Origin of the sequence: Flavobacterium sp. UBA4854, assembly GCF_002399805.1 — a bacterium.
Lineage (GTDB): Bacteria > Bacteroidota > Bacteroidia > Flavobacteriales > Flavobacteriaceae > Flavobacterium > Flavobacterium ginsengisoli.
The window spans coordinates 26,265-27,080 of sequence record NZ_DHEI01000107.1 but is presented as its reverse complement, the minus strand read 5'-3'; the positions used below and the strand labels follow the sequence as shown (position 1 = coordinate 27,080).

1 protein-coding gene is annotated in these 816 nt (G+C 34.4%); it reads left to right on the top strand.

Features of this window, described 5'->3' with window-relative positions:
- Positions 1-809 (top strand): chorismate-binding protein (locus B3J44_RS15945; protein ID WP_286969610.1); only part of this gene is annotated, 809 nt, incomplete at its 5' end.
- Positions 810-816: the final 7 nt, after the last annotated feature.

The following is an 816-nucleotide window of genomic DNA, read 5'->3' as shown; positions in this document are numbered from 1 at the left end:
TAAATTTTGATTCTGAAGCTAAGTTTCAATACGAATATTTGGTAGCACAAGGAATTCAAGCGATAAAAAACGAAGAATTCAAAAAAGTCGTTTTATCGCGAAACGAAGAAGTGCCTTTGTCTGAATTTGATTTTATTGAAACGTTTCAGCACTTGGTTCAATTGTATCCTGCAACTTTCTGCTATTGTTTCTTTCATCCTAAAATTGGTTTGTGGATGGGAGCGACTCCAGAAAAACTGCTAAAAGCAAACGGAAATGTTTTTGAAACGATGGCTTTGGCAGGAACGCAAAAAGACAATCAGGAAACTAAAATTGTTTGGCAGCAAAAAGAAAAAGACGAGCAGCAATTTGTAACTGATTTTATTGTAAAAAGGCTTCGAGAATTTACAGCTTCGGTTGTGGTTTCTGAACCTTATAGTTTAAAAGCAGGATCTATTTGGCATATAAAAACAGATATTTCTGGGGTTTTAAAAGATAATTCGACTTTAGAAGAAGTAATCGATACGTTGCATCCAACTCCAGCCGTTTGCGGACTTCCAAAAAAGAAATCGAAAGCATTTATTATTGAAAACGAAAATTACGATAGAACTTTTTACACGGGTTTTCTAGGTGAATTGAACAGTACTTTTGGAGAAGCTCAAGCAAGTTCTGATTTATTTGTAAATTTACGATGCATGCAGATTCAGGAAGAAAAAGCAATTTTATATATGGGTTGCGGAATTACAAGAGAAAGCATTCCTGAAAAAGAATGGGAAGAAAGCGTCAATAAATCAATGACGATGAAAAGAGTCTTGAAAGTTAGGAGTTAGAAGTTAT